The organism is Clostridium sp. JS66 (genome assembly GCF_033561535.1).
Classification (GTDB): Bacteria; Bacillota; Clostridia; order Clostridiales; family Clostridiaceae; genus Clostridium_AM; species Clostridium_AM carboxidivorans.
Map to the genome: position 1 here is coordinate 4,916,744 of NZ_CP131467.1, position 21,437 is coordinate 4,938,180.

The window sequence follows — 21,437 nt, forward strand, 5'->3', positions numbered from 1 at the left end:
ATTCAAATCCTTTTACAAATCTTATTATTCCTATCTTGGCTGCACGATTAACTTTATAGCAGTTCTTTCTTCTCCATCTATCTCAATGTCAGTAAATGCTGGAATACATATTAGGTCTATTCCACTTGGTGCTACAAATCCTCTTGCTATAGCCACAGCTTTTACAGCTTGATTCAATGCTCCTGCTCCTATAGCTTGTATTTCTGCAGCTCCTCGTTCTCTTAAAACTCCTGCTAGAGCACCTGCAACTGAATTTGGGCTTGATTTTGCTGAAACTTTTAATACTTCCATAATAAACCTCCTATATGTTATATTAACTTAATTAGTTATTGTTACTACTTTATAATATTCTACAAAAAATTAAAAATTCCTTTTAAATTTTGTAAAGCTTTAAACTTTACAGAATTCAAAAGGAATAATTATCATTTTAACTATTTTGCATATTCGATGGCACGTGTTTCTCTTATAACATTAACCTTTATTTGACCAGGATATTCTAATTCATTTTCTATGATTTTAACTATATTCCTTGCCATTTCAATAGCACCTGCATCATCAATTTCTTCTGGTTTTATCATAATTCTGATTTCTCTACCTGCTTGAATGGCATATGACTTTTCTACGCCTTCACATGTGTTTGCTATTTCTTCCAATTTTTCTAACCTTTTAATATAAGCTTCTAAAGTTTCTCTTCTTGCTCCAGGTCTTGCAGCTGATATTGCATCTGCTGCTTGAACAAGTACCGCTTCTAAGGATATAGATTCTACATCCCCATGATGAGCTGCAATAGCATTAACTATTATAGCAGACTCACGATACTTTTTGGCAACTTCTGACCCAATGATAGCATGAGGCCCTTCTACTTCATGATCCACAGCCTTACCTATATCATGTAGTAATCCTGCTCTCTTAGCTACAGTTGGATCTATTCCAAGTTCTGAAGCCATAAGACCTGCTAAATAAGCAACCTCTATAGAATGTTTTAGTACATTTTGACCATAACTGGTCCTATATTTCAATCTTCCTAATAATTTTATTAATTCTAAATGAAGACCGTGTACTCCTGTTTCAAAAGTTGCTTGTTCGCCTTCTTCTTTGATATCATTTTCAACTTCTTTTTTAGCTTTTTCAACCATTTCTTCAATTCTTGCTGGATGAATTCTTCCATCAATAATCAATTTTTCTAACGCTATTCTTGCTACTTCTCTTCTTATTGGATCAAATCCTGAAAGAATTACTGCTTCAGGTGTATCATCAATAATTAAATCTACACCAGTAAGAGTTTCAAGGGTTCGTATGTTTCTACCTTCTCTACCTATTATTCTTCCTTTCATTTCATCGTTAGGAAGAGTAACTACATGAACTGTAGTTTCAGCTACATGATCTGCTGCACACCTTTGGATAGCACAAGTTATTACTTCTCTTGCCCTCTTGTCTGCTTCCTCTTTTGCTTTTGTTTCCACTTCTTTAATCATCATTGCAGATTCATGTTTTATTTCCTTACTAACTTCTTCTAATAAAATTTCTTTAGCTTCTTCAGTTGTTAAACCTGAAAGCTTTTCTAATTCTTGTCTTTCTTTTTCATATAATTTCTCTACATTTGCTTGAATTTCATTAATCTCTTGTTGTTTTTTACTTATACTTTCTTCTCTTTTTTCCAACATATCACTTTTTTTATCAAGCAATTCTTCTCTTTGGATTAATCTTCTTTCAAGCCTTTGGCTTTCATTTCTTCTATCTCTTGATTCTTTTTCTAAATCTGATCTTAATTTATGAACTTCTTCCTTAGCTTCAAGTATAGCCTCTTTCTTTTTAGACTCAGCATCTCTTTCTGTTTCTTCTTTTAATCTATTAGACTCTTCTTGAGCCTGTGATTTTATAGCATACGCTTTATTTTTTACAACATAAAACTCTACTAATAAACCAATGGCTATTATTACGCCAGCAATAATTTCATATATAATAGGACTCACATGAACACCTCCTTTGCTTTTTGTGCATCTATCCTTTAGTTAAATATGCAAGCATAGAAAAGGTGACATATTTATTCAATTGGTAATTAATTTAATACATGATAAACCAGAATTTGTCTTAATTTTATATTATATTTTGCCCATTGTCAAGTTTTATGTGCATTATTTCAGTTATTGTCTTTCTTACTAATTCCTTCAATAAATTACACCAATAATTGTTTAATAAAATCGCAAGTTTTTTACAACTTGCGATAACCTAAACACTATTTATTTTCAGAATTAGCTTCTTGTTTTGATTTATTTTCATTCTTAGCTTCAGCTTTATTAGCACTAGGTTTAATAATAGGTAACTCATATTTTTCCCTTATTTTATTTTCTATTTCACATAATATACTTGAATTTTCCTTTAAAAATTGTTTTGCATTTTCTCTTCCTTGACCAAGTCTATTTTCTTTATATGCAAACCATGCTCCACTTTTCTGTACAAGTTCTTCCCTTACTCCTACATCTAATACATTTCCTTCTCTTGATATTCCTTGATTATACATTATATCAAATTCCGCTTGTTTAAATGGTGGTGCAACTTTATTTTTAGTAACTTTTACTCTTGTTCTATTACCTACAATTGAATCTCCCTGTTTTATGGAATCTATTCTTCTAATATCCATTCTTACTGAAGCATAGAATTTTAATGCTCTTCCACCTGGTGTAGTTTCAGGATTTCCAAACATAACACCAACTTTTTCCCTTAATTGGTTTATAAATATAATCACACATTTTGACTTATTTATAGCTCCTGTAAGTTTTCTCAAAGCTTGAGACATAAGTCTTGCCTGTAATCCCACATGTGAATCTCCCATTTCTCCTTCTATTTCAGCCTTAGGAACTAAAGCCGCAACAGAATCTACAACAATTACATCGACAGCTCCAGATCTTACTAAAGCTTCAGCTATTTCTAATGCTTGTTCTCCTGTATCTGGTTGGGATACTATTAAGTTTTCTATATCTACACCTAATGCTCTTGCATAAACTGGATCTAATGCATGCTCTGCATCTATAAATGCAGCAGCTCCTGCAGCTTTTTGCGCTTCAGCTACTATATGCAGTGCAACAGTAGTTTTACCTGAAGATTCAGGGCCATATATCTCTACTACTCTGCCTCTTGGAACACCACCTATCCCTAAAGCTATATCAAGATCTAAACATCCTGTTGATATAGCTTCTATATCTAAAGTACTATGTTCCCCTAATTTCATTATAGATCCTTTTCCAAATTGTTTCTCTATCTGTCCAAGTGCAGCTTCTAAAGCCTTTAACTTTTCGCCATTAACGTTTCCCAAAAGGGTCACTTCCTTTCTTAAATTACAATATATAATAATATAAAACTCGCTTATCACAAATTCGAACACTTGTTCTAAACTAATTATATAATATATTACATTCATGGTCAACTACATAAATCTAATTAAAAATAACATTTTTAACTTTACAATGTAATTATTGACAGTATTGCATGTATCTAGTCCACAAACAAAAAAATAAGATACAATTTTCAAAATGAATAATAATTAATAATCAGCTAAGAAAGTTCTTTACTGTAAAAAGTAACTTTCTTAACTATTAAATATCCACTAAAATATTGTATCACATTTTACTTATCATGCTAAATTTTATTTTCTATTTGTCTGTTCTCATTACTTCCTTATTTTTAACAAAATAATCCACACCTGAAATTATAGTAATAATCACTGCTAATCCCATTGCTACATCTGTAGTTATATTTAAAAATTTATGTGGGTAATTAATAAACCTTTTAATAATTCCCAAAGATACATGATTATAATTCAAGTTTACCAATGCTAATACAATTGCTATTATTTGGGTTACTGTTTTAGCCTTTCCCCATTTACTAGCTGCTATAACTATACCTTCTGCTGCAGCTACTGTTCTCAAGCCTGTTACTGCAAATTCTCTAGCAATAATTATTGTAGCTACCCAGTTTGGTATTATACGATATTCCACTAATGATATTAATGCTGCTGTAACTAATAACTTATCTGCCAAAGGATCCATAAATTTGCCAAACCTAGTTACTTGATTTCTACTTCTTGCTATGTATCCATCCAGCTTATCTGTAATTGAAGCTATTATAAATATAGCAATGGCAATAAGTTTACCATAAGGTACACCTTTTATAGTTATAAATATTAGAAAGAAGGGAATTAATAAAATTCTTAATATCGTAAGTTTATTTGCAAGATTCATCACATACAACTCCTATTAAATCATATTCCAAGCTATGAGTAATCTTTACGTTAACTATGGACCCAATTTCCAAATTCTTATCACAGTTAAAGTAGACTAACCCATCTATCTCTGGTGTCATCTCATAGTTTCTTCCATACCATTCTTCTTCTTTACCTTCTACTATAACTTCATACACTCTTCCGATTTTATTGCTATTGATCTGTTTTGATATTTCCTGTTGAATACTCATCAGTTCTTCTTCTCGACTTTCCTTTACCTTTTCATCGATCTGATTTTTCATTAAAGCTGCTGGAGTTCCATCTTCTCTGGAATACTTAAATACTCCTAACTTATCCAGTTTTTCCTCCTTAATAAAATCTTTTAATTCCTGAAAGTCTTCTTCAGTTTCTCCTGGAAAGCCTACTATAATAGATGTTCTAAGTACAATATTTTTTACTTTTTCTCGAAGTTTATTTATATTATTTAATATCTCTTCTTTAGTTCCTCTTCTTCCCATAGCCTTTAAAATATTATTACTTATATGTTGAAGTGGAATATCTAAATATTTACATACTTTAGTATTAGTTGCTATTTCATCTATAAGTTCTTCTGTAATTTCTTCTGGATAACAATAAAGTATCCTTATCCAATGAATATTCTCTATTTTAGAAAGCTCACGTATAAGTTCACTAAGAGCTTTTTTATCATATATGTCTGTTCCATATCTAGTAGTATCTTGGGCTACAAGTATTATTTCTTTAACCCCTTGCTGTGCTAAACTTTGTGCTTCTTTTATAATATTTTCCATTGATCTACTTCTATATTTTCCTCTTATTTTAGGAATTATACAATAAGTGCAAAAATTATTACAGCCTTCTGCTATTCTTATGTAAGCTGTATGAGATGGAGTTGTTAAAATTCTTTCTCCTTCATTTATTCCTGCATCTTTATATTCACAGCTATAAACCTTTTCTTCACTATTTTTAATACACTTATCTATGCTTTCATTTAATTTATCATAATCATTAACTCCTAGCATTACATCTATTTCCGGCATAAGCTCCATAAGTTCTTTACCATATCTTTGAGTAAGACATCCTGTTACTACAAGCAATTTACAATTATATTTATTTTTATATTTAGCCATTTCCAGTATAGTATCTATAGATTCTTGTTTTGAAGATTCTATAAATCCACAGGTGTTTACAATTATTATGTCTGCTTTTTTTGCATCATTTATTATTTCATTGTTAGCTTTAATATTGCTGAGAATAATTTCAGAATCTATTCTATTTTTATCACATCCCAAACTTATTAGTCCAACTTTTAAATTATCCACTATTTTTCCTCCTGAATATATACTGTTAAAATTAAAAAACACACACTTTATTTTAAATCTACTTTTTATATTTTACAAGTAAGTTTTTAGATTTAATTACAAATCTTCTCGATTTATAAGCACCTGCCTTGGTTTACTTCCATCTCTCCCTGAAATAATTCCTCTTTCCTCCATTTGGTCTATTATTCTAGCAGCTCTATTATATCCTATTCTAAGTCTTCTTTGTAAAAGCGATGTAGAAGCTTGACCTGCATCAACAACTATTCTGGTAGCTTCACTCAATAATTCATCACATTCTGAATTGCTTCCACTTGTACTACTATCTATTTGATTTATTATTTCATCTTTATATTCTGGTTCTCCCTGCTGTTCTTTAATAAAGTTAACCACATTTTCTACTTCATTTTCTGAAATGAATGCGCCTTGTATTCTTACAGGTTTAGGCTCCCCTACAGGATAAAATAACATGTCACCTTTTCCTAAAAGCTTTTCTGCACCAGTGGTATCAAGTATAGTTCGAGAATCTATCTGGCTTGATACAGCAAAAGATATCCTCGATGGTATATTAGCTTTTATAACTCCTGTAATAACGTCAACAGAAGGTCTTTGTGTTGCAATAACTAAATGCATTCCTGCAGCTCTTGCCATTTGTGCTAGCCTTCCTATATAATCTTCAATATCATTTGGACATACCATCATTAAATCTGCTAATTCATCAATAATTATTACCACAAAAGGTAACTTACTTTCAATTTTGCCTTTTTCAAATAATTCATTATAACCTTCAATATTTCTCACTGAATTTTCTGCAAAAAGCTTATATCTTCTAGTCATTTCTTGAACAGCCCAATTTAAAGCACCTGCAGCTTTTTTAGGATCTGTAACCACAGGTATCAAAAGATGAGGTATTCCATTATAAACACTGAGTTCAACTACTTTAGGATCTATCATTAAGAGCTTTACATTTTCTGGTGAGTATTTATAAAGCAAACTTATTATAAGTGTATTTATACATACACTTTTACCAGAACCAGTTGCACCTGCTATAAGCATATGAGGCATTTTGCTAAGATCAGATACAACACAATTTCCTCCTATATCTTTTCCTAAGCAGTAAACCAAATTTTTATTATAATTTGCAAATTCAGGTGACTCTATAACTTCTCTCAAATAAACAGGTGTTAAATCTCTATTAGGTACTTCTATTCCTATAGCAGATTTACCAGGTATAGGAGCTTCTATTCTAACTCCTGAAGCTGCAAGTCCTAATGCTATGTCATCAGATAAATTAACTATTTTACTTACCTTCACTCCTGGACTTGGTTGTAGTTCAAATCTGGTAACTGAAGGACCTTTGCTAACTTGATTTACATTAGCCTCAACACCAAAACTAGCTAAAGTCTCAACTAACTTATTAGCATTACTGATTAATTCCCTTTTATCCTCTTTATTTAATTTAGATTGAACATTGAGCTTAAGCAAGTCTATCGGTGGAATTTTATATTTGATACTTTGTACATTATGACCTATTTTTATCTGTCTATCAAGTTCCATGTTAATTGAATCATCTACTGCTTTATCTGCAGCACATTGAATTTGCACTTCTGGAACCTTGTCCCTTAATTTTTCATCTTTTTTAATTTCAATATCCTTTACTTCTTCATCAGTTTTCTTATCTCCTGCTTTCATAAAGTCTAATATCTTTATTCTATTATTTATATTTTTTATAAAACTTTGCTTTTCATCATTATTTTCTAAATGATCACCTTTTATGTCTTCTTTTTCTTGAATAATTTCATCATCCACACCATCATCTTTTAGTGCATATTTAATATTATGTAATATATCATATATGCTAATCTTACTCATTAATATGAAGCATATTATATATATAGCAATAAAAATCACATAGCAACCTGCAGTACCAAATAAATTCAATAAAGGTATATCGATTAAAAAGCTTATAATTCCTCCATGTACTATTTTGTCTGTCTCATATATCTTTTTTATACCTAGGCTTATATCATTATTTACATAATAATTAGGCATTAATATCATCTGTATAAATAATAAAGTATTTATTATAGAAATTAGTATTCCATAAAATTTCTTACTAAAGCTTATCCTATTTTTTTTTACTATGCAACAAAATCCTATAAAAATTATTAAAATAGGAAAAATAAAGGCTCCAAGTCCTGCAATGGCTATTAATATCTTTCTTACAAACTTGCCTAAGATGCCTGAGGCTTCAGAAGAAAAAACACTAATTACCATGAGTATTCCTATAGTAACTAATAAAATGCCTTTTATATCACTATTTAATTCATATTTTTCCTTTTTCCTAGCCATTTTTCTAGCCATGTAACTTATCACCTCCAGTTAATAATTCTACATTTAATAAGGATTTCCTTTCAAATTTTCTATAAATATAAATTACCATAGGAAGCACCTATGGTGATTTTTACTAAAAACTATTTTTCCTCCATAAGAACATTTAATTTCTTTATGGCATCACTTATGCCCCCTACCTGATCTATAAGTCCAGCTTCTACTGCCTGTTCTCCTATTAATATAGTGCCCATATCATTTAAAAGCTCATCTGTCTGAACCATAAGTTTTTGCACCTGTTCTCTCTTTATTTTGGATGTTCTAACTATGAATTCTGTTATTCTTTCCTGCATTTTGTTAAAATATTCAAAGGTTTGAGGAACACCTATAACTAAACCATTCATTCTTATAGGATGAATAATCATAGTAGCTGAAGGTGATATAAAAGAATAATCTGCTGCAGTAGCAAGTGGTACTCCTATGGAGTGTCCTCCTCCAATAACTAAAGAAACTGTAGGCTTACTTAAACTTCTTATCATCTCAGCTATGGCAAGTCCTGCTTCAACATCACCACCTACAGTATTTAAAACTATCAGCAATCCTTCTATATTGCCATCATTTTCTATATTTATTAATTGAGGTATAACGTGTTCATATTTAGTACTTTTACTTTGTGGAGGTAAAATCATGTGTCCTTCTATTTGCCCTATTATAGGGAGCACCTGAATTTTATCCTTATTTTTTTCATTATTCATAACACCTAGTTCTTTTATGCTTTCCAAGTTTTCATTCTTATTATCATTTTCTTCTGGCATAATAATCCCCTCCTTAACACAAGTTTATTTTGTGCATTAAAGAGGACACCTATTCATTTTAATATTATTCTTTTCCCAACTTAAATTCACTATGAAGTGAATTTATAGCATTATCTGCATCCTTCTCTTCTACAAGACACCATATAGTTGTATGTGAATCCGCAGTTTGAAGCACTTCTACATTATTCATTAACAGTGCTTTTAATATTTTTGCCATAACACCTGGAATACCTCTCATTCTACTTCCAATTACAGCAATTTTTGTACAGTGCTCAACAAAAGAATATTTTAACCCTAAATTCTCCATAACTATTTTAAAATCTTCCATATCTTTTTCGTCAATAGTGAATATTTTTTCTTTTGGAAATACATTAATTAAATCTATACTTATCATATCATTAGCCAATTCATCTAATAATATATGGTAATTTTCATTATTTTTATTTTGTTCAAATTCTACCGTAATTTGAACTCTATCTCCCATAGAAGTTATTCCAGTTATCACGTTATGTGAATTAGGTATTACATGATTACTTATTATAGTACCCTTGCACTCATTAAGAGTATTCTTAATAACAAGAGGTATATTTCCTTTCATTGCAACTTCTACAGCACGAGGATGTATTACCTTTGCTCCTTGATCTGCAAATTGAAAAACTTCATTATACCCTATTTTTTCAATTAATAAAGCATCTGAAACTATTCTAGGATCTGCAGTCATTATACCATCTACATCTGTATATATTTGAACTTCCTCAGCTTTTAATGCTACTCCTAAAAGAGAAGCTGTAACATCACTTCCACCTCTTCCCAAAGTAGTAATAAAATCTTTTTCACTTCTTCCTTGGAAACCTGCCACTACTGGAATTTTGCCTTCTTTTATTATATTCATTATATTATCTGTGTCTACTCTTAAAACAGAAGCATCATTGTAATTATCATTAGTTATAATCCCTGCTTGTCCCCCTGTTAGCGGTACTGCTTGTAAATTTTTCTTATTTAATTCCTCACTCATTACTACAGTACTTATAATTTCTCCACAGCTCATTAATAAATCTGCAGCTAATTTGTTACTATTTTTAAATTCTTCACCTATTAATGAAAGAAGAGTATCCGTTGCATAAGGCTGACCTTTTCTTCCCATAGCAGATACTATTACTACTGGTGAAAATCCTTCTTCTTTAGCTTTTAATATTTTATCAACTACCATTAATCTTCTTTCGTGAGTAGAAACAGAGGTCCCTCCAAATTTTTGTACTAATATATTCATTTTTTCCTCCATAAAAATTTATATTAATATTATATTAAGGAGACCTCTTTTATGTTAATGAGATCTCTTTATCATTTTTTCATCCGCATCTATTATTATAGTTTTTGAACCAATCTTTTTTACACATTCCCATGGTGCTTCTATAAATTCTGTCTTTCCGAACAATCCAAGTTTAGATTTGCTACTATTCAGTATTAATAGTTTTAAATTTCCTTCTTCGTCAATAACTACATCATTACTTCCTAATGAATTAAACTTATCTCCATCATTTACATTTATTATTTCATATCTCTCCATTTCACTATACAGTTTTACGTTATCACTCATTTTAAATACCTCCTAATATAATTATAGTTAATCTTATTTTTAATACTATGAATTATATTAGGTAGTTATTACACTTGCTTACTTTTGAAGTTTTTAAACGGTACAGTATCCTTTTGTATTATATCAGTTACAAGAGATAAATCTACCTTTTCTCCTACAAAAGCTGAATTTATTATACCTTTTCCAAAGCTTTTTTTCATAACAGAATTTAAACTTTCTTCATCTATTTTATTAATCTTTTCTATAATGTGTTCCGGTGTATTAATCCTATTTAAAAACAAAACTGATTTTCCATTGTTAAACATCCTACTACTAGTGCTTTCCAATCCTAAAATATAGCTTCCCTTAAGCTGTTCTTTAGCTTTAACTAATTTTTCTTTACTTACACCAGTTTTAGTGAACTTTTCCACTTCTTCCTTTATAGTAAATACTACATCTGCTGCATACTTAGGATTTAAACTGGTATATATGTTTAATACACCTGTATTATTAAAAGCTGAAACATATGAATAAATTGAATAACAAAAGCCTTTTTCTTCTCTTATTTTTTGAAATAATATAGAAGAAGCTCCTCCACCAAATATGTTACTTAAAAGTAATAATGTATAAATATTGTCATTCCCTGTTTCAATTCCTGGTATACCTAAGCTTAGATGAAGTTGTTCTATACTTTTCTTTTTAAAGAGATGATTTTGCTGTAATTCTGGTTTTGAATAAATAGTAATTTTTTTATTATTACTATTCCAATGTCCAAAATATTTTTCTACAAGCTTTTCTATATTAGACATATCAAATTTTCCTGCAATAGATATTATTGAATTTTCAGGTATATAATATGAAGAAATATATTTTTCTATTTGATCCTTTGTAAAAGATTTTACTGTATCTATGTCCCCTAGTATAGGAAGCGATATAGGGTCTTCTCCCCATATAGCTTCACTGTGAAGGTCTGATAATACATCTTCTGGTGAATCTTCATTCATGTTTATTTCTTCTATTACAACACCCTTTTCTTTTTCTATGTCTTCAGTGGAAAATTTACTATTAAAGAGCATATCTGATATTACATCTAGACTTAATTCTAAATGTGAATCTAAAGCTTTTATATAAAAGCAAGTAGCTTCTTTCCCTGTAAAAGCATTTATTTGACCCCCAACATCTTCTATACATTCAGCTATTTCAAGTGCAGTTCTCTTTTTTGTACCTTTAAAAAACATATGTTCTATAAAGTGAGAAATTCCACTGTTAGTTTTGTCTTCATTTCTTGAACCATTTTCCACCCACAAGCCTACACTTACAGAATTAACATAATCTATATTTTCCACAACAACTCTTAATCCATTATTCAACTTAAATAAATTATACATTATCTCCTCCTAAGGAATTACATAATTTTTTATATCCTATATAAAAATAAAAAGGCACCATAATGCCCTTCTATTTTTATTCTTCTTCCTTTGATTCTTTTTCCTCTGAATCCTTTATAGCATCTTTTCTTGATAGATTAATTCTACCCTGATTATCAATATCTGTTACCTTAACAAGTATTTCATCTCCAACAGATACTATATCTTCAACCTTATTTACTCTAGCAAAATCCAACTTAGATATATGAACTAATCCTTCTTTACCAGGAAGTATTTCTACAAAGGCACCAAAATTTGTTGTCTTAGTAACTTTTCCTAAATAAATTTCTCCTGATTTTACTTCTCTAGTTAAATCATCTATAATTTTTAAAGCTCTTTTTGCACATGTGCTATCATCACACATTACAAATATTTTTCCGTCTTCTTTTATATCAATTTTAACACCAGTTTCAGCAATAATCTTATTTATTACCTTTCCACCAGGTCCTATTACATCTCTTATTTTATCAGGATCAATACTCATTGTATAAGTTTTAGGAGCATATTTTGATAACTCTTCTCTTGGTCCACTAATACAATCGTGGATTTTCTCCAGTATAAACAATCTAGCTTTTCTAGCTTTATCTAAAGTTTCCTTTATACAATCATTTGATAATCCGTGAATTTTTGTATCAAATTGTATAGCAGTAATTCCAACTTCTGTACCAGCTACTTTAAAATCCATATCTCCAAAGAAGTCCTCTATACCTTGTATATCAGTTAAAACCTTCTCCTTAGATAAATCTTCACTAGTTATAAGTCCCATAGCTATACCTGCTGCTGGTCTTTTTATTGGTACACCAGCATCTAAAAGTGCTAAAGTACTACCACATACACTAGCTTGAGAAGTTGAACCATTTGAACTTAAAACTTCTGATACAAGTCTTATAGTATATGGGAAACTATCCTCATTTGGTATTAGTGGTTCTAAAGCTTTTTCAGCTAAAGCTCCATGACCTATTTCTCTTCTTCCTGGTCCTCTTAAAGGTCTAACTTCTCCTACACTATAAGATGGGAAATTATAGTGATGCATATATCTTTTGAATTCTTCTGAACCAAGTCCATCAAGAATTTGCACATCTCCTAAAGCACCTAAAGTAGCCACAGTCATTACTTGAGTTAATCCTCTTGTAAATAAACCTGTACCATGAGTTCTTGGAAGTAATCCAACTTCACAGCTTATAGGTCTTATTTCCTCAAAACCTCTTCCATCAGGTCTTCTGTTTTCATTTAAAAGCATATTTCTTACTATTTCTTTTTGAAGTTTATATACTACTTCGGCTACATCTGCACCATTATCTGGATACTTTTCTTCAAATTCATCATTAATTTTTTCTTTCACAGAATCTATGGCCGCATTTCTTTCATCCTTATCCATTATGTACATAGCTTCTTTTATCATTTCAAAAGAAAAATCTCTAACTTCTTTTTCTAAACCTTCATCTACCTTATATAATTTAGGTTCTACTTTTTGTTTTCCTAGCTTTTCCATGGCTTCTTCTTGGAAGGCTACTATTTTTTTACATTCTTCAAATCCAAACATGATGGCATCATACATTACATCTTCTGGTATTTCAGATCCACCAGCTTCAACCATCATAACTCTTTCTTTAGTAGCACATACAGTTAAATTTAATGTGCTTTTTTCTCTTTGTTCTAATGTTGGATTTATTACAAATTCATCATCTACTAATCCTACAGATACAGCACCTAAAGGTGTGTTAAAAGGAATACTTGAAAGGCTCAACGCTATTGATGCACCGTTTATAGCTAATATGTCCGGAGCATTATCCTGCTCTACAGATACTACAGTACATACCACCTGTACGTCATTTCTATATCCTTTTGGGAACAATGGTCTTAAAGGTCTATCTATAGCTCTAGCATGGAGAATTGCTTTTTCAGAAGGTTTTCCTTCTCTTTTGATAAATCCTCCTGGTATTTTACCTACAGCATATAGTCTTTCTTCATATTCTATACTTAAAGGAAAGAAATCAACCCCTTCCCTTGGTTTTTCTGAAGCATTTGCATTAATAAGTACTACTGTTTCACCATAACTTACAAGCAAAGCACAGTTTGAAAGCATTCCAACTTTGCCAAAATCAATTTTAAGGGTTCTTCCTGCAACAGTAGTTTCTAGTGTTTGATTCATAAATAAATTAACCTCCTCTCAATGGTTATAATATTATTATCATTATTTATCAATTATATTATACAATTATTAAACTAATTCAACTATGAATTTACAATAATTTTAAGAATTATTGTTTAAAATAATAGAGCGGTTTTAAGCCGCTCTAATAAAACTATTTTCTTAAATTTAACTTTTCGATAATAGCACGATATCTTGCAATATCTTGATTCATTAAGTAGTTTAAAAGACCTCTTCTTTTACCAACCATCATTAAAAGACCTCTTCTTGAATGATGATCTTTCTTATGAGTCTTTAAGTGATCATTTAAATGATTAATTCTTTCAGTAAGTAATGCTATTTGCACTTCTGGAGAACCTGTATCTCCTTCATGTCTTGCATACTTTTTCATTAATTCTTCTTTTATTGCCTTTTCCATTAAACCTACACCTCCAAATGTTAATCCCCTTTATTCCAAGAAAAGCGTCGGCAAGTCGAGTTTCTTAGCATAAGGATCACAAACGTATTATAACAAATCTAAATACACTTGTAAATTAATTTTTAAAATTAATTTCTAATTTTTGCTTTTTTGCATATATTTTGTCCTTCTTTAGCTGTTCAGCTAAAAATTGCACAGAATCAAATTTTTTTTCATCTCTTATTCTATCCATAAAATATATTTTTATATGCTTATTATATATATTTTCATCGAAATCCAATATATGGGTTTCTACGCTTAATTTATTATCTTCTACAGTTGGATTATATCCCACATTTGTTATTCCTCTAAAAAATTTATCTTCATATTTTACTAAGGTGTAATAAACACCACCTCTTGGAAGCACAAATCTTTTATCATAATTCAAATTTACAGTTGGAAATCCTAGTGTTCTTCCTAATTGCTTTCCTTTAACTACATCACCTTGCAGCATAAAAGGTCTAGTAAGCATTTTGTTTGCTTTTTTCATATCACCCTCGTCGGAGATAACATTTCTTATAACTGAACTACTAACTACTTGAGTTTTATATTTTACTGGATCCATCACACAAAGATCAAATCCATATTTTTTACTTAATTTTTTTAGCAGTTCCACATCACCAAGATTTTTATATCCAAACCTGTTATTAAATCCTACTACTATGCCTTTAGCTCTATAATGACTTACTAAATTTAATATAAAGTCTTCTGGTGATAACATCATAAGTTCTTTATCAAAATTGGCCATGTTTATCACATCTAACCCAAAAGATTCTAAAACTTCTATTTTACTAGAATTATCCATGATAATCTTAGGTGCTATTTCTTTATTTATAACACTAAGTGGATGATTTTTAAAAGTAAATATCATACTTTTAGCCTGATTTTTTCTTGCAAGCTTTATTGTTTTATTTACTAGACTTACATGTCCTATATGTATACCATCAAAACTTCCTAGGGCAATATATGTATTATACTGTAAATATTTTTTAAAGTTATCCTCCATTATAATCATATTAAATTACCTCTGAATTAATAGTTTTATCATTTTAAATCCAAACTTTTGTTTCATACCAATGCCAATAAATTTTTCTTTTTCCAAATAAACTCTATACAATATATCCATTTCTATGTTTTCAATCAACATAGGATTCTTTAATGTAACTCCATTAAGCACCAGTTTTTCATATTTTTCATCTATGTAAACTGCAGGATATTTTTCTAAAGCTCTGTCCATTGGAATTAAATATTCATTAATATTTTCTATATTTAATTTATCCAAATCCACTGAACTTTCTATATTAAAACTTCCTGTTCTAGTTCTTTGAAGATTCCACATAGTGCCTCCGCACTTAAGCTTTTCTCCAATATCATAGCATAAGCTTCTTATGTATGTACCCTTAGAACACTTTACTTCAAATATCACTTTAGGCAATTGAATATCTATTATATTTATACTGTATATAGTTATACTTCTAGGTTTTCTTTCTATCTCTATTCCCTGTCTGGCCAAAGAATACAATCTTTGTCCATTAACTTTTAAAGCAGAATACATAGGAGGAACTTGGTCTATATTTCCTTCAAATTCTTTAATAACCTTTTTAACCTCTTCAACCTCTAAATCCACAGGAGAATTCTTAATTACTTTTCCTTCCCTGTCATAAGTATCTGTGGTAATTCCTAACATTAATTCTACTTTATATATTTTATAATCGCTCATTATATAATCTACAAGCTTAGTAGCATTTCCTATACATATAGGAAGCACCCCTGAAGCTTCTGGATCTAAAGTACCTGTGTGACCTACTTTTTTAGTTTTGGCAATAGATTTTACTTTTCTTACTACATCAAAAGAACTCATTCCTAAAGGTTTATTAATATTTAATATTCCATTCATATATATCAACTCTTTTTCTGTTTATAATAAATTTTCTATTTCATTAAGTATTAGTTCTCTTGCTTCTTCTAAAGTTTTATCATTCATAGCTAAACCAGAAGCTTTTATATGTCCACCGCCGCCAAATTTTTCTGCAATTTTTCTCACATCCACTTTTGATTTAGATCTAAGACTTGCTTTTATACCTGCTTCAGTTTCTTTTATAAGCAATGCTACTTCTACAGTATCTATTTGCATAGCAAAAGCTATAATATCAGATGTATCAGTATCCTTTGCATTTCCATTCTGTAACAACATATCTTTTGTAATAGTTATCACGCATATTTTATCTCCAACTAAATCCATTTTTTCAATAGCTTTTCCAAAAAATTTTATTCTCTCAAACTTTTTGTTTTCATATATAATTCTATGAATTTCACTAAAGTCAATACCCGTATTTACTAAATCTCCTGCTATAGTATGTGTAACTGAAGTAGTTGATGAATATTTAAAAGCTCCTGTATCTGTAATCAATGAAGTATATAAACACACTGCCATATCTTTAGTAATATTTATACCTATAATTTTGAGCATTTGATAAACAATTTCACTTACTGCCGCAGCATTAGTATCTACATAATTTAAGTCTGCATATAATTCATTTGACATATGATGATCTATATTAATCAATGTATATTTCCTATTTTCAAAATCCAAATTTGCATTTATTCTTTTTACATCGCCACAATCTAAAACTATTACACACTGGGTTTCATTAATAACTTCATGCTTTAATCCATCTATTTCTTCTGAACAAGGTAAAAAAGAAAAAGATTCTGGTACTTTTTCTTTAGAAAGTATATAAACTTCCTTATTAAGCTTATTAAGCCCCTGCATCAAAGCAAGAGCAGATCCCAATGAGTCTCCATCAGGAGATTCATGGAAAGTAATAGCTATTCTATTACTTTCCTTTATTTTTTTTAAAATATTATTCATTATCATGATGCTCTTTCTCCTTTATTTTGTGTAAAAGTGCATCTATATGCATACCTTGTTCTATAGTATTATCTAATTCTATAAGTATTTCTGGTGTATATCTTAAATTTATTTTATGCCCAATTTCTCTCCTAATAAATCCGGCTGAACCCTTTAAAGCCTCAAATGTGCTGTTTTTAGATTCTTCATCTCCAAAAATACTTACGTATACTTTAGCATACCTTAAATCCTTTGTCACATCTACTTTAGTAACACTTATCATAGCACTTAGTCTTGGATCTTTTATATCATTCTGAATTATAGTGCTTATTTCTCTTTTCATTTCTTCATTTATTCTACCACTTCTATATTTAGCCATATAATATCACCTCATTCTTACATAGTATATATGACATAACTACTTTTAATTCTCAATTTCCTAATATTTTTAAATTAAAGTGAATCCTTTTTAACTTCTTCCATAGTATAAGCTTCTATTTCGTCTCCCTCTTTTATGTCATTAAACTTTTCAACAGAAAGACCACATTCATAACCTGATGCCACTTCTTTAACATCATCCTTGAATCTCTTTAAAGATGCAAGCTCTGATTCAAATATTACTATACCATCTCTTATAACTCTAACACTGCTATTTCTAACAATTTTTCCATCTGTTACATAGCATCCTGCAATAGTTCCCACATTAGATATTTTATATACCTGTCTTACTTCAACTTTTCCAAGTACTACTTCCTTGTAATCTGGTTCAAGCATTCCAATCATAGCTGCTTTTATATCATCTATAGCATTATATATAACTCTATAAGTTTTTATATCTACAGCTTCTTTTTCTGCTGCTGCTGTTGCATTATTATCAGGTCTTACATTAAATCCTATAATTACAGCATTAGATGCAGATGCAAGAGTAACATCAGTTTCAGTTATTGCACCAACTGCTCCATGTATAACTCTAACTTTTATTTCTTCATTAGATAACTTTTGAAGAGATTGTTTTAAAGCTTCTATAGATCCTTGAACATCAGCTTTAACTATTATGTTCAATTCTTTAACTTTTCCTTCTTGTATCTGATTATATAAATCTTCAAGAGAAACTTTATGTGTTGATTGTAAGTACTCAGCTCTTAATTTTTCTTTTCTCTTATCAGCCATTTCTCTTGCAGTTTTTTCATCTTTTACCTGGTGGAATCTATCTCCTGCTGCTGGAACTTCAGATAATCCAAGTATTTCTACTGGTATAGAAGGTCCTGCTGATTTGATTTTCTTACCCTTGTCATCAAACATGGCTCTTATTCTTCCATAAGTAGATCCTACTATTATAGAATCTCCAACATGTATAGTACCATTTTGGACTAACAATGTAGCTACAGCTCCTCTTCCTTTGTCAAGCTTAGATTCTACTACTGTTCCCCTACCATTTCTACCAGCATTAGCTTTCAATTCTTGCATTTCAGCCGTTAAAAGCACCATTTCTAGTAATGTATCTATTCCTTCTTTTGTATGCGCAGACACAGGTACACATATTACATCTCCGCCCCAGTCTTCTGCTACTAACCCATGTTCAGTTAATTCTTGCTTAACTCTATCTGGATTAGCTCCTGGTCTATCCATTTTGTTTATAGCAACTACCATAGGAACATTAGCAGCTTTACAATGGTTTATAGCTTCAACCGTTTGAGGCATTATTCCATCATCTGCAGCTACTACAAGTATAACTATATCTGTGATTTGAGCACCTCTTGCTCTCATAGAAGTAAAAGCTTCATGTCCAGGTGTATCAAGGAATGTTATTTTTTCTCCATTTATAGTTACAGTGTATGCACCAATATGCTGAGTAATTCCGCCTGCTTCTGTAGATGTAACTTTTGCTTTTCTTATAGCATCTAGTAAAGATGTCTTACCATGATCAACATGACCCATAACTGTTATAATTGGAGGTCTTTTTTGTAAATCATCATCATCTTCTTCATCTTCTTCTTGCTCTACAGATTCCTTATCTATATCCTTTTCCTTTTTAGCTACTAAAACATCAAATTTTTCTGCTAATTTTTCTGCAGTATCAAAATCTATTTCTTGATTTATAGCTGCCATTACTCCCATAAATATAAGCTGTTTGATAACTTCTGTAGTAGGTTTGCCAATTTTCTCTGATATTTCCTTTACTGTTATAGTTTCATCTATTTCTATAACTTTCTCAATTTCATTACCTTCATTATCTTCATCAGAACCTTGTTGACCTTTGTTATCCTTGTTCTTATTTTTAACTTTAGTTACCTTTATGCTTTTTTTAAGATTTTCCTCAGCTAAATCCTCATACTTCTCTTCTACAATATCACTTGGATCCGACGCTTTTTCTTTCTCCTTTTCTGCAAAAAGTTCTTTTATTAATTCTGCATCTTCATCTTCAATAACACCCATATGATTCTTAACTTCTATACCAAACTCACTGGAAAGAATACCAATTAATTCTTTACTTGATATTCCTAATTCCTTTGCTAATTCATAAACTCTTATTTTTGACAAAGTATTCACCCCCGAAACTAAATTTTTTCACATTCTTTCCATAAGACAAGTAACCTTTCACTCATTCGTTTATCAGACACACCTAAAATTTTTATTTGTTCCATACCTAAAGCTTTTCCTAAATCTTCTTTATTATATCCCTGTAAAACAGGAATTTTACATTTCTCACTATAATTTAGAAATTTATTCACTGTATTTTGCGATGCATCTTCTGATATTATAATTAGATATGCTTTTCTTCTCTTTAAAGCATCTTCACATTTATTATATCCTTCTAATACTTTTCCTGCACGTTTTGTTAATCCTAGAAATTGAAAAAACTTATTTTCCATTTTCTATCTCTTCCTTTAATCTATTGTAGATTTCTTCACTTATCTTAGTTTCAAGATTTTTTTCAAGCTTCTTACTTTTAAAAGCCTTCTCTAAACATTCGCTGCTTTTACAAATATAAGCTCCTCTTCCATTCTTTTTACCTGTTAAATCCACAGACACTTCATCTTCTTTACTTTTTACCACTCTTATAAGCTCTTTTTTAGGTTTCATCTCCATACATCCTGTGCACATTCTCTGTGGTATTTTCTTCATCTTCATATTATAACCACCTCACCTAAAATTTAGATATCTTCTTCATCAGAAATATCTTCTGCTTGAGAAACAGTTTCTACTTCAGGAACAGTTTCCACCTGAGATTTGCTTTTAATATCTATTTTCCATCCTGTAAGTTTTGCTGCCAATCTTACATTTTGGCCTTCTTTTCCTATTGCTAGTGATAATTGATTATCATCCACTACAATTTGAGCAAATTTGTTTTCTTCATCTAAAGTAACATCTATTACTTTTGCAGGACTTAAAGCATTAGCTATATACTCCTCTGGTAATTTACTCCACTTGATGATATCTATTTTTTCATTTTTAAGTTCATTTACTATATTTTGAACCCTTATTCCCTTTGGTCCAACGCAAGCTCCCATTGGATCTACATTTTCATCATTTGAATTTACAGCTATTTTAGTTCTAGATCCTGCTTCTCTTGCAATAGATTTTATTTCAACTGTACCATCAAATATTTCAGGAACTTCAAGTTCAAATAATCTTTTTACAAGACCTGGATGTGTCCTTGATATTACTATTTGAGCACCTTTTGTAGTATTTTTAACTTCTACAATATATAATTTTATTTTATCATTAAAATTATATTTTTCTCCAGGCATTTGTTCATTTGGTCCAAGAACAGCTTCCGTCTTACCAAGGTCTACAAGTACATTGTTTTTATCTTTTCTTATAACTGCTCCTGTTATTATGTCATCTTCTTTTTCTATAAAATCATTGTATACAATTCTTCTTTCTTCTTCTTTTATTCTTTGTATAACAACCTGTTTAGCAGCTTGAGCAGCTACTCTTCCAAATTTTTTAGGTGTAACTTCTATGCTAACTACATCATCTATATCATAATTTGGATCTATACTTTTAGCTTCTTCTAAAGAAATTTCATTTATTTCATCAAACACTTCATCAATTACAGTTTTCTGAGAATAAACATGAATTTCTCCATTTTCCCTATTCATTGTAACCTTAACATTTTGATTGTTTCCGCCTTGATTTATATAATTTTTTTTGTATGCAGCAACTAATGCATCCTCTATAGTCGTAAATAATAAATCTTCACTAATTCCTTTTTCTTTCACTATTTCTTTTAAGGCTTCAATAAATTCCTGATTCATTTTTCCATTT

20 protein-coding genes are annotated in these 21,437 nt (G+C 30.2%); all 20 read right to left on the reverse strand.

From position 1 onward, the window contains the following. Positions 1 to 30 precede the first annotated feature (30 nt). The 20 genes from spoVS to nusA all read right to left on the reverse strand — a co-directional run bounded on the left by spoVS (position 31) and on the right by nusA (position 21,427). A complete protein-coding gene (spoVS, locus tag Q6H37_RS22635) occupies positions 31 to 291 on the reverse strand; it encodes a stage V sporulation protein SpoVS (RefSeq protein ID WP_007060056.1) in 261 nt (86 codons plus the stop codon). Between the two features lie 140 nt (positions 292 to 431). Continuing rightward, complete coding sequence (gene rny, locus Q6H37_RS22640; protein WP_318736800.1) at positions 432 to 1,973, reverse strand: ribonuclease Y; 1,542 nt, start codon at positions 1,971 to 1,973, stop codon at positions 432 to 434. 263 nt (positions 1,974 to 2,236) lie between these two features. Then, positions 2,237 to 3,313: a recombinase RecA gene (recA, locus tag Q6H37_RS22645; protein ID WP_412523884.1), complete on the reverse strand. Its 1,077-nt coding sequence runs from the start codon at positions 3,311 to 3,313 to the stop codon at positions 2,237 to 2,239. A 337-nt stretch (positions 3,314 to 3,650) separates the two neighbouring features. Further along, positions 3,651 to 4,238: a CDP-diacylglycerol--glycerol-3-phosphate 3-phosphatidyltransferase gene (gene pgsA / locus Q6H37_RS22650; RefSeq protein ID WP_318736801.1), complete on the reverse strand. Its 588-nt coding sequence runs from the start codon at positions 4,236 to 4,238 to the stop codon at positions 3,651 to 3,653. Further along, positions 4,222 to 5,559, reverse strand: a complete 1,338-nt coding sequence (rimO, locus tag Q6H37_RS22655; protein WP_318736802.1) for a 30S ribosomal protein S12 methylthiotransferase RimO — start codon at positions 5,557 to 5,559, stop codon at positions 4,222 to 4,224. Before rimO ends, pgsA begins: the two co-directional genes overlap by 17 nt. Before the next feature lie 96 nt (positions 5,560 to 5,655). Further along, positions 5,656 to 7,920, reverse strand: a complete 2,265-nt coding sequence (locus Q6H37_RS22660; RefSeq protein WP_318736804.1) for a DNA translocase FtsK — start codon at positions 7,918 to 7,920, stop codon at positions 5,656 to 5,658. A gap of 110 nt (positions 7,921 to 8,030) precedes the next feature. Then, positions 8,031 to 8,702, reverse strand: a complete 672-nt coding sequence (locus Q6H37_RS22665; RefSeq protein WP_318736806.1) for a ClpP family protease — start codon at positions 8,700 to 8,702, stop codon at positions 8,031 to 8,033. 64 nt (positions 8,703 to 8,766) lie between these two features. Further along, positions 8,767 to 9,972: an aspartate kinase gene (gene dapG, locus Q6H37_RS22670; RefSeq protein ID WP_318736807.1), complete on the reverse strand. Its 1,206-nt coding sequence runs from the start codon at positions 9,970 to 9,972 to the stop codon at positions 8,767 to 8,769. 54 nt (positions 9,973 to 10,026) lie between these two features. After that, positions 10,027 to 10,299, reverse strand: a complete 273-nt coding sequence (locus Q6H37_RS22675) for a YlmC/YmxH family sporulation protein (protein ID WP_007060064.1) — start codon at positions 10,297 to 10,299, stop codon at positions 10,027 to 10,029. A 68-nt stretch (positions 10,300 to 10,367) separates the two neighbouring features. Continuing rightward, positions 10,368 to 11,666, reverse strand: coding sequence for a pitrilysin family protein (locus Q6H37_RS22680; protein WP_318736808.1), 1,299 nt, complete (start codon positions 11,664 to 11,666; stop codon positions 10,368 to 10,370). A 76-nt stretch (positions 11,667 to 11,742) separates the two neighbouring features. After that, positions 11,743 to 13,857, reverse strand: coding sequence for a polyribonucleotide nucleotidyltransferase (locus Q6H37_RS22685; RefSeq protein WP_318736809.1), 2,115 nt, complete (start codon positions 13,855 to 13,857; stop codon positions 11,743 to 11,745). Positions 13,858 to 14,011: 154 nt separating this feature from the next. Continuing rightward, positions 14,012 to 14,275, reverse strand: coding sequence for a 30S ribosomal protein S15 (gene rpsO, locus Q6H37_RS22690; RefSeq protein WP_007060067.1), 264 nt, complete (start codon positions 14,273 to 14,275; stop codon positions 14,012 to 14,014). Between the two features lie 115 nt (positions 14,276 to 14,390). Continuing rightward, positions 14,391 to 15,329, reverse strand: a complete 939-nt coding sequence (locus tag Q6H37_RS22695) for a bifunctional riboflavin kinase/FAD synthetase (RefSeq protein ID WP_318736811.1) — start codon at positions 15,327 to 15,329, stop codon at positions 14,391 to 14,393. 6 nt (positions 15,330 to 15,335) lie between these two features. Continuing rightward, complete coding sequence (gene truB / locus Q6H37_RS22700; RefSeq protein ID WP_318736813.1) at positions 15,336 to 16,211, reverse strand: tRNA pseudouridine(55) synthase TruB; 876 nt, start codon at positions 16,209 to 16,211, stop codon at positions 15,336 to 15,338. Positions 16,212 to 16,232: 21 nt separating this feature from the next. Further along, complete coding sequence (locus tag Q6H37_RS22705) at positions 16,233 to 17,192, reverse strand: bifunctional oligoribonuclease/PAP phosphatase NrnA (protein WP_318736814.1); 960 nt, start codon at positions 17,190 to 17,192, stop codon at positions 16,233 to 16,235. Next, the gene (gene rbfA / locus Q6H37_RS22710; RefSeq protein ID WP_007060071.1) at positions 17,179 to 17,544 is read right to left on the reverse strand and encodes a 30S ribosome-binding factor RbfA; all 366 of its coding nucleotides are present in this window, start codon (positions 17,542 to 17,544) and stop codon (positions 17,179 to 17,181) included. Before rbfA ends, Q6H37_RS22705 begins: the two co-directional genes overlap by 14 nt. 74 nt (positions 17,545 to 17,618) lie before the next feature. Then, on the reverse strand, positions 17,619 to 19,706 hold the full coding sequence (gene infB / locus Q6H37_RS22715) for a translation initiation factor IF-2 (RefSeq protein WP_318736816.1): 2,088 nt from the start codon (positions 19,704 to 19,706) through the stop codon (positions 17,619 to 17,621). Between the two features lie 17 nt (positions 19,707 to 19,723). Further along, entirely contained in the window at positions 19,724 to 20,038 is a 315-nt protein-coding gene (locus Q6H37_RS22720) for a ribosomal L7Ae/L30e/S12e/Gadd45 family protein (RefSeq protein WP_318736818.1), read from the reverse strand. Continuing rightward, a complete protein-coding gene (rnpM, locus tag Q6H37_RS22725; RefSeq protein ID WP_007060074.1) occupies positions 20,028 to 20,297 on the reverse strand; it encodes an RNase P modulator RnpM in 270 nt (89 codons plus the stop codon). The genes Q6H37_RS22720 and rnpM overlap by 11 nt, the downstream gene beginning before the upstream one ends. A gap of 23 nt (positions 20,298 to 20,320) precedes the next feature. Next, on the reverse strand, positions 20,321 to 21,427 hold the full coding sequence (gene nusA / locus Q6H37_RS22730) for a transcription termination factor NusA (protein ID WP_007060075.1): 1,107 nt from the start codon (positions 21,425 to 21,427) through the stop codon (positions 20,321 to 20,323). Between the last annotated feature and the right edge of the window lie 10 nt (positions 21,428 to 21,437).